An 8,694-nucleotide genomic window follows, 5' to 3' on the forward strand; every position below is an offset into this window, starting at 1 on the left:
GCCGGCAGGCGGGGATACTGACGCGGGCGCCGGCACCCGATCACGCCTCCGGCCATCCGCCCATCCCCCGTCCCCGTCCCGTCCCGTCCCCGTCCGCAAGGAGCTTCGTACGTGAGCACCCTCATCCCGCCACCGCGCACGGCCGGTCTGCTGTCCGTGCGGCGCTTGACCCGCGACGAGGACGGCGAGCGGCTGCACGCCCTGTTCTGGGCAGCGGGTCCGGGCTGGCGGATGATCAGCAGCGCCGTGCTCGGCGGCGGGCTGGCGGAGCGGTCCTGGGTCCTCAACGCCCAGGTGTCCCACGGCTACCGGCGCACCGACCCGGCCCGGCACCTCGCCGAGCTCGCCCGGACGGCGGGAGCCGAGGGTTCCGGCGTGGGTCTCATGACGGCGGCCGACGTCCGTGCCCACGCCCATGCCCACGACGGCGGGGCGGAGGCAGTCGCGACGGCGGGTGTCAGCGTGCGCGGCTGGGCCGCCTCCGCGGCGGAGGGCGCGGCCGCGCCGGCCGGGCCCGGAACGATCAACATCATCGCCGTTCTCCCGGTGGCACTCACCGACGCCGCGCTGGTCAACGCGGTGGCCACCGCCACGGAAGCCAAGGTTCAGGCCCTGCTCGACGCCGGATACGACTGTTCCGGCACCCCGACCGACGCGGTGTGCGTCGCCGCACGCACGCCGCGCTCCGGCGAGGAGCTCCACGCCTTCGCCGGGCCCCGCTCGCTGTGGGGCGCCCGCCTGGCCCGCGCCGTGTACCAGGCCACCTACCGGGCCATACCGGTGCCGTGAACCGGGGCGCACCAGCAGCGTCGGGCACCGCTTGCGGCTCCCCTACCGACCGTGCCGATGGCGCTTCGCCCGTGGTGGCGCCGCCCGGCCCTCGGCATTCACTTTGGGTAACCTGGTGGATATGTTGAGTCACTGACTTCTGCGATCGCGAGGGGTTGAGTATGACGGCAGCGGAAAGGCCCGGTATTCCGACGGCGGCAGCGCGCGACGAGGCCCTCGCGCGGGCCGTGGTCCCCGCATGACGGCGACGCAACCGGCCACGACCGCCGAGGCGGCCGAGGCCGCGGAGCCCGTCGTCTCTCCGGTGAGTTCCCACAACGAGTGGGATCCGCTGGAAGAGATCATCGTCGGGCGGCTCGACGGCGCGACGATCCCCTCCAACCATCCGGTCGTGTCCTGCAATATCCCTCCCTGGGCGGCGCGGTTGCAGGGGCTGGCCGCCGGCTACAAGTACCCGCGGGTGCTGCTGGAGCGGGCGCAGCAGGAGCTCGACCAGTTCATCGGTCTCCTGCGGTCCCTCGGCGTCACGGTCAGGCGTCCGGACGCGGCCGACCACCGGCAGCGGTTCAGCACCCCCGACTGGTCCTCGCGCGGTTTCTGCAACACCTGCCCCCGGGACAGCATGCTCGTGATCGGCGACGAGATCATCGAGACCCCGATGGCATGGCCGTGCCGGTATTTCGAGACCCACTCCTATCGCCCGATCCTCAAGGACTACTTCCGGCGCGGCGCGCGATGGACGGCGGCGCCGAGGCCGCAGCTCACCGACGAGCTGTTCGAGCCGGATTTCCGTATCCCCGGGGCCGGGGAACCCATGCGCTACATCCTCACCGAGTTCGAGCCGGTGTTCGACGCGGCGGATTTCGTGCGCGCGGGACGCGACCTGTTCGTGACGCGGAGCAATGTCACCAACCGGATGGGCATCGAGTGGCTGCGCCGCCATCTGGGGCCCGGCTATCGCATTCACGAGGTCGAGAGCCGCTGCCGCACGCCCATGCACATCGATACGACGTTCCTCCCGCTCGCCCCGGGCAAGGTGCTGGTCAATCCGGAGTACATCGACGTCGACCGGCTGCCCGAGGTCTTGAGCTCCTGGGAGGTCCTCATCGCCCCCGAGCCCGACCCGATCGACGAGCGCCTGCTCAAGCTGACGTCGTTGTGCGGCAAGTGGCTCAGCATGAACATGCTCATGATCGACGACAAACGGGTGATCGCCGAGCGGCACCACACCGGCATGCTGCGCGCGCTCGAAAAATGGGGCTTCGAGCCGATTCCGTGCGACCTGCTGCACTACGCGCCCTTCGGCGGCTCATTCCACTGCGCGACCCTCGACATCCGGCGTCGCGGCACGCTTGAGTCGTACTTCGACTGACCGGCCCCGATGGAGCCTTCGGCGGCTGTCGGCTGCCGACCGCTGCCGTGCCGACTCGGACGGGTTCTTCCGGCCCCGGCATGCCCACCCGGGGCGCGCGGGGCACCCTGGAGGCATGGCCCGAGCCAACGACCAGGTCGAGGCGCTGCTCCAGGAGTACGCCGACCTCATCGCGATCCGGGGCGGCGAGGCCTTCAAAGCGCGCGCCTACGAGAAGGCCGCCCGTTCCGTCGGGGGCTGTCCGAAGGACGTTTCGACTCTCGATGCCAAGGGACTGTGCGAGATCCCCAACGTCGGCAAGTCGGTCGCCGAGAAGATCCTGGAGTTCCTGCGGCACGGCCGCATGTCCGCCGTCGATGAGGCAAGGACCTCCGTGCCGGTCGGAGTGCGTGAGCTGATCACGATTCCCGGGCTGGGGCCCCGCAAGGCCATGGTCCTCTACGAGGAGCTGGGCGTCACCTCCGTCGATCAGCTGCTCGACGCCGTCCACCAGGAACGACTGCGTGATCTGAAGGGCTTCGGGGAGCGGACCGAGGCCAACATCCTGCACGGCATCTCCCTGCTGCAGAAGGCCGGCGAGGGCCGGATCCTCCTCAGCGCCGCCATGGACGTCGCCGAGCAGCTCGTCGGGGAGCTGTCGAGCGTCCCCGGCTGTGCCCGGTGCACGTACGCCGGGTCCCTGCGCCGGATGAAGGAGACCATCGGCGATGTCGACATCCTGGTGGCGGCGCGCCGCTCCGCCCCGTTCATGGACGCCCTCACCTCCCTCCCGCAGACCGCCGAGGTCATCGCGCGGGGAGAGAAGAAGACCTCCGTACGGACGACCACGGGTCTCCAGGTGGACCTGCGGGTCCTGCCCCCGGCCTCCTGGGGGGCGGGGCTCCAGTACTTCACCGGATCCAAGGCGCACAACATCCGCACCCGCGAACTCGCCGTGCGCCAGGGCCTGAAGCTGTCGGAGTACGGGCTCTTCGAGGTGGAGAGCGGCGAGAGCGTCACCTCCGAGACCGAGGAGGCCATCTACGCACGGCTCGGGCTTCCCTGGATACCGCCCACGCTCCGCGAGGACCGCGGCGAGATCGAGGCCGGGCTGCGCGGCGAACTCCCCGCGCTGCTGACGGAGGAGGACATCCGCGGCGATCTGCACACCCACACCGACCTCACCGACGGGCTGGCCCCGCTGGAGGACATGCTCGCCGCCGCTGCCGCCCGCGGATACGCGTACTACGCCGTCACCGACCACGCGCCGAACCTGTACATGCAGCGCATGACGACGGAGAAGATGCTCGCCCAGCGGGAGCGGGTGCGCGCCCTCGACAGCGCGCACGACAGGATGCGGCTGCTGCACGGCACGGAACTCAACATCGGCCCGGACGGCACCCTGGACTGGCCCGACGAGTTCCTCGCGGGCTTCGACATCTGTGTGGCCTCGGTCCACTCCCACTTCCACCAGAGCAGGCAGGAGCTCACCCGGCGTATCGTCCGCGCCTGCGAGAATCCGTACGTCTCCGTCATCGGCCATCTCACGACGCGCCTGATCGGCAAACGGCCGGGGATCGACGCCGATCTGGACGCGGTCTTCGAGGCCTGCGCGCGCTCGGACACCGCTCTGGAGATCAACGCGCATCCCGAGCGGCTGGACCTGCGTGACGAGGACATCCTGCTCGCGAAGAGCCACGGCGTGAAGTTCGCCGTGAACTCCGACGCGCACGCCACCACCCATCTGCCGTACCTGCGCTACGGAGTGGCGACGGCGCAGCGCGGCTGGCTGACGGCGGGCGACGTCATCAACACGTGGCCGCTGGCGAAGCTGCGCCGGTTCCTGGGCGCCAACCGCGCCTGAGGCGCGACGTGAAGGGCGGGTGCCGGATGCATGAGCAGACACCGATCGAGGAACTGATCAGCCGCGCCGCCCAGGACGCCGGCGGGTGGGTGGGCGCCCTGCCCCTGGCGCAGGTGGCCACCAGTGCCGACGGTACGGTCGTGCGCTGGAACCAGACCGCGCAGGAGCTGCTCGGCTACGCGCCGTCGCAGGTGGTCGGCCGGCACATCGGCGACCTGCTGCATCCGGGAGCGGACCGCAGTCTGGGCCGGTCCTTGTGGGAGCGGGCCGCCGGCGGGCGCGGGGTGATGGGGATGGTCACCGCCTGGCACCGGGACGGGCATCCGGTGGAGCTGGAGATCTGGGCCTGTCCCGTACCCGACCGGCGCCACTCCGCCTCGGCGGTGCTGGTGTTCGCGGCCGACGCCCACGCGGCCCGCCGCATCCGGGGTTCGTCGGCGCTGTGGGACGGGCTGTTCGCCCGCTCGCCGGTCGGAATCGCCGTCCTCGACACCGAGCTGCGGTTCCTGCAGGTCAATCCGGCGCTGGAAGCGATGAACGGTCTCACCGAGTCCGCCCACCTGGGCCGCCGCCTGGCGGAGGTGCTGCCCGAGGTGAACGCGGGTGCGATGGAGGAGGCGATGCGGCAGGTGCTGGACACCGGTGAGCCGGTGCTGGACCGGCGGCGTACGGGCCGGACCCCGGCCGACCCGGACCACGACCGGGTGTGGTCGTGCTCCTACGTACGGGTGGAGGATCCCGGCGGCCGGCCGATCGGGGTGATCGCCTCACTGCTCGACATCACCGAGCAGCAACTGGCCCACACCGAGGCCGAGGCGGGGCGGCGCAGGCTGGCCCTGCTCAGTCAGGCGAGCTTCCGGATCGGGGGCAGCCTCGATCTGGAGCGCACCGCACAGGAGCTCGCCGACCTCGCCGTCCCCCACTTCGCCGACGCCGTCACCGTCGACGTCCTGGAGAGCCTCGCCCGGGGCGACGAGCCGGGCATGGGGCTGACCGGCGGGGTGGCGCTGCGCCGCCTGGGCAAGGCACCGCTGACGGGGTCCGATGTCACCCGGATCCTCGCCCCGCTCGGCCGGACCCTCACCTTCCCCGCCGCCGCCCCCTACACCGTGGCCCTCACCGCCCGCCAGCCGTTCCTGATGCCCCGTCTGGACGAACGGGCCATCGCCCCCGCGGCCCGCCATACGAGCCGGCCCGCTCAACTCCTCACGGTGAACGTGCACTCGTTCATGATGGTCCCGCTCATCGCCCGGGAGACGGTGCTCGGCGTCGCCAGCTTCTACCGCACCCGGCCCGTCGGCCCCTTCGGCTCCGACGACGTCACCCTCGCCGGCGAACTCGCGGCCCGCGCCGCCGTCAGCATCGACAACGCCCGTCTCTACCAGCGCGAACACGAAACCGCCGTCGTCCTGCAGCGCAGCATGCTGCCGCAGCACGTCACCCCGCCGCCCGGGATCCGCGTCGCCCACCGCTACCTGCCGGCGAGCGACGTCAACGAAGTCGGCGGCGACTGGTACGACGTACTCCAGCTGCCCGGCGGCAAGGCCGCCCTCCTCATCGGGGACGTCATGGGCCACGGGATAGCGGCGGCCGCAGTCATGGGCCGGCTGTCCGCCACCGTCCGGGCGCTGGCCCGTCTCGACATGGCGCCCATCGACTTGGTGCACCAGCTGGAAGCCGCCCTGGCCGACCTCGCCGAGCCGATGCTCGCCACCTTCCTGTACATCGTCTGCGACCCCGCGACCGGCCACTGCACCATCACCCGCGCCGGACACCCGCCGCCCGTCGCGGCTGAGCCGGACGGCTCCGTACACGTGGTCCAGAGCCCGCCCGGTGTTCCGCTGGGCGTCGGCGGCTTCGACTTCACCACCACCGGTATCACCCTGCCCGCCGGCAGTGTCCTGGTGCTCTACACCGACGGCCTGATCGAAGCCCGCGGCCGGGACATCGACGAACGCCTGGAGGAGCTCACCGCGCTGCTCACCGCGTCGCGGCAGCCGCTGGACCACCTGTGCGATTCACTGATCACCGAACTGGTACCGGCTTCGGCCGACGACGACATCGCCCTCCTCGCCGCCCGCATCGGCGGGGACCTCGCCCAGTAGACGCACCGCCCGTCTGCTGTGCGCGAGGCACGGCGCCGACGTCGCCCACTGCTGGGACAACCCGCCCTGGGAACTGCCCGGAGCTGGCCCTTAGCCTCCCGCCCGCCGGGCGTCGTTCTCCGGCGGCCAGCGGGACGCGGTCTTGCCGGACGTGAGCTGATCCACGACTCCCGCGAGGTCCTGGCACGCCTGCTCGATCCTCAGCCGGATGGTGTTCTGCTCGGTGACGAGCGCCGACAGCAGCAGCGAGGTCAGGGCGGCGCAGCCGTTGAGCGCCTGGAGGTTGGACATGCCCTCGCCCAGGGTGTGGTGCGTGAAGGGCCCGGCCCGGTCGATCGCCGCCGAGTTCGCCAGTACGGACACCAGCAGCATGCACGGCGCGCTCCCGGCCAGCTGGAAGCGCAAGGCCGCCCAGATCAGCAGCGGGAAGACGAGGAAGAGCAGCGCCAGCTGGCTCCTGGTCGCGAGGAGGGTGACGGCGACGGCCGCGACCAGCAGGGCAGCCGTCTCGGCCCACCGGTAGGCGTCCTCGGGCCAGCGGGCCTCGCGCAGTACGAGGAGCAGTGGCGTGACCACGAGTACGCCCATGGCGTCGCCGGCCCACCACGCCCACCACACGGTCCAGAATCCGCTGGGCGGCAGGCTGTCGGCGGCCACCAGCAGCGAGGCTCCGACGGTGGCGCTGATCAGCATCGGGGCCAGGCCACCGAGGAAGACCAGCGCGACACCGTCGCGGAGCCGGTCGAGCGAGAAGTGGAAGCCGACCCGGCGGAGCATCAGGAAGGCGCATACGGGAGCGAGGGTGTTGCCCACCACGATCCCCACCCCGACGGGGTCGATCGGGCTGATCGACTGGATGACGAGGAAGGCGCCGAGCGCGATCCCCGGCCACACCCGCAGTCCCATCCAGAGCAGGCAGCCGAGGGCGATGCCCGTGGGCGGCCACAGCGGCGTCACCACCGCGCCCTCGATCACCACCTGCTGGAGCAGGCCCACCCGCCCGCCCGCGTAGTAGGCGGCGGCGACCGCGAGGATCCGGAGCACAGCCGGGCACAGACGTCGGAAGCCCTCGGTGCGCATCACTTCATCAGACAACAGTCCGCGCCCGTCGCGGAGTCCGACACGCGCGAAGAGGTCCTCCGCGTCAGCCGGGCAGGTCCGAGGCCGCCTCGTGGCGCAGGACGAGCACCGCCGCGTCGTCCTCGTGCCCGGTGGAATCGGCGACCTTCATCACCTCGCCGGCCAGGTGGCCCGGGTCCGCGCCCGGCGCCGCCCCGACCACCTCGGCCACCCGCTCCAGCCCCGCCTCGATCGGGAAGGACGGCCCCTCCACGACCCCGTCGGTGACCAGGACCAATGAGCCCGCCAGCGTCAGCCGGCGCCGGGTCACGGGGTACTCCGCGCCCGGCAGCATGCCCAGCGGCAGGCCGCCGCCGTCCTCCACGACGCCGTACTGCCCGTCGACCGTGGCCCAGACGCCGGGCACGTGGCCGGCGCGGGCGCTCTGGATCTCCCCGGCGACCGGATCGAACCGCAGGAAGGTGCAGGTCGCGAAGAGGTCGCAGTCCACGGAGAGCAACAGATCGTTGGCGCGGCTGAGGACTTCGCCCGGGTCGGCGGCGGCCGCCGCCACGGCGCGGACCGCGATGCGGACCTGCCCCATGAAGGCGGCCGCCTCCACGTCGTGGCCCTCCACGTCACCGATGGAGAAGCCCAGCGCCCCTCCGGGCAGCTGGAAGCCGTCGTACCAGTCGCCGCCGATGCTCAGGCCGTGCCGGGCCGGGGCGTACCTGGCCGCCGTACGGAGCCCCGGCAGGCAGGGCAGGGATGCCGGGAGGATCTCCCGCTGAAGTGCTTCGGCCAGCTCCACCCGGGCCTGCTGGAGCTCAGCCCCTTCCCGGGCCTGGGCGGTGAGCCGCCCGAGCCGCGTGAGCAGGTCGTCCGCGGTCGCCGACCGCGTGGACCGATGGGGGACCATGGGCCGCTCCGAGGTGTGTCCGCTTGAGGGCCCGGTGCCAAACCCCGGGTTCATCATATGTGCGCCTCTCGCTGATCACCTGGCGAGAGACCGCCGCCGCATCGCACGTCCGTTCGCAGCCGAAGGAGACGGGGACGTTTGGATCGTCGTCCGCGGCGCAGACGACGATTACAAGCTTCCTACAGGACGAGGCAGGAGACTCAACATGGGCATCATCGCTTGGATCCTCATCGGGCTGCTGGCCGGAGCCATCGCCAAGGCTCTGATGCCGGGGAAGGACCCGGGCGGCATCATCGTCACCATGCTCATCGGTATCGCGGGCGGCCTCCTCGGCGGCTGGCTCGGCAAGGTGATCTTCGGAGTCGACTCCATCGACGGCTTCTTCCACCTCTCGACGTGGATCGCCGCCATCGCCGGCTCGGTCATCCTGCTCGCGGTCTACCGGCTCGTCACCGGAAACCGGCGTTCGCACCGGCACGCGTGATCTGGCTGAAACCGCTGACGCCGCGGTCCCGGACCCTCACGGGTCTTCGAGAAGATGGGCCTCGGCGTCGGCGCCGCCATCGTCAACTTCGTGGTGCTGACCGCGGCCCTGTCCTCCTGCAAC

At 71.5% G+C, this 8,694-nt stretch carries 7 protein-coding genes; 5 read left to right on the forward strand and 2 right to left on the reverse strand.

What is annotated here, in order from left to right; genetic code table 11:
• Positions 1–111: 111 nt before the first annotated feature.
• The 4 genes from ACWDX7_RS25365 to ACWDX7_RS25380 all read left to right on the forward strand — a co-directional run bounded on the left by ACWDX7_RS25365 (position 112) and on the right by ACWDX7_RS25380 (position 6,109).
• Positions 112–789, forward strand: a complete 678-nt coding sequence (locus ACWDX7_RS25365; RefSeq protein ID WP_451492089.1) for an adenosylcobinamide amidohydrolase — start codon at positions 112–114, stop codon at positions 787–789.
• Positions 790–1,027: 238 nt separating this feature from the next.
• Positions 1,028–2,161, forward strand: a complete 1,134-nt coding sequence (locus tag ACWDX7_RS25370; RefSeq protein WP_451492090.1) for an amidinotransferase — start codon at positions 1,028–1,030, stop codon at positions 2,159–2,161.
• Positions 2,162–2,276: 115 nt separating this feature from the next.
• Positions 2,277–4,004: a DNA polymerase/3'-5' exonuclease PolX gene (polX, locus tag ACWDX7_RS25375; protein WP_451492091.1), complete on the forward strand. Its 1,728-nt coding sequence runs from the start codon at positions 2,277–2,279 to the stop codon at positions 4,002–4,004.
• Between the two features lie 26 nt (positions 4,005–4,030).
• Complete coding sequence (locus ACWDX7_RS25380) at positions 4,031–6,109, forward strand: SpoIIE family protein phosphatase (protein ID WP_451492092.1); 2,079 nt, start codon at positions 4,031–4,033, stop codon at positions 6,107–6,109.
• A 90-nt stretch (positions 6,110–6,199) separates the two neighbouring features.
• Here the strand turns inward: ACWDX7_RS25380 and ACWDX7_RS25385 are convergent, their stop codons facing one another.
• Positions 6,200–7,192 carry an MASE1 domain-containing protein gene (locus ACWDX7_RS25385; protein WP_451492097.1) on the reverse strand — a complete coding sequence of 331 codons (993 nt, stop codon included), beginning with the start codon at positions 7,190–7,192 and terminating at the stop codon, positions 6,200–6,202.
• 61 nt (positions 7,193–7,253) lie between these two features.
• A complete protein-coding gene (locus tag ACWDX7_RS25390) occupies positions 7,254–8,087 on the reverse strand; it encodes a PP2C family protein-serine/threonine phosphatase (protein ID WP_451492093.1) in 834 nt (277 codons plus the stop codon).
• Between the two features lie 205 nt (positions 8,088–8,292).
• On the opposite strand from ACWDX7_RS25390, the gene ACWDX7_RS25395 reads away from it, so the two are divergent.
• On the forward strand, positions 8,293–8,571 hold the full coding sequence (locus tag ACWDX7_RS25395; RefSeq protein ID WP_451492094.1) for a GlsB/YeaQ/YmgE family stress response membrane protein: 279 nt from the start codon (positions 8,293–8,295) through the stop codon (positions 8,569–8,571).
• Positions 8,572–8,694 lie beyond the last annotated feature (123 nt).

This window comes from Streptomyces sp. NPDC003034, from assembly GCF_053591375.1.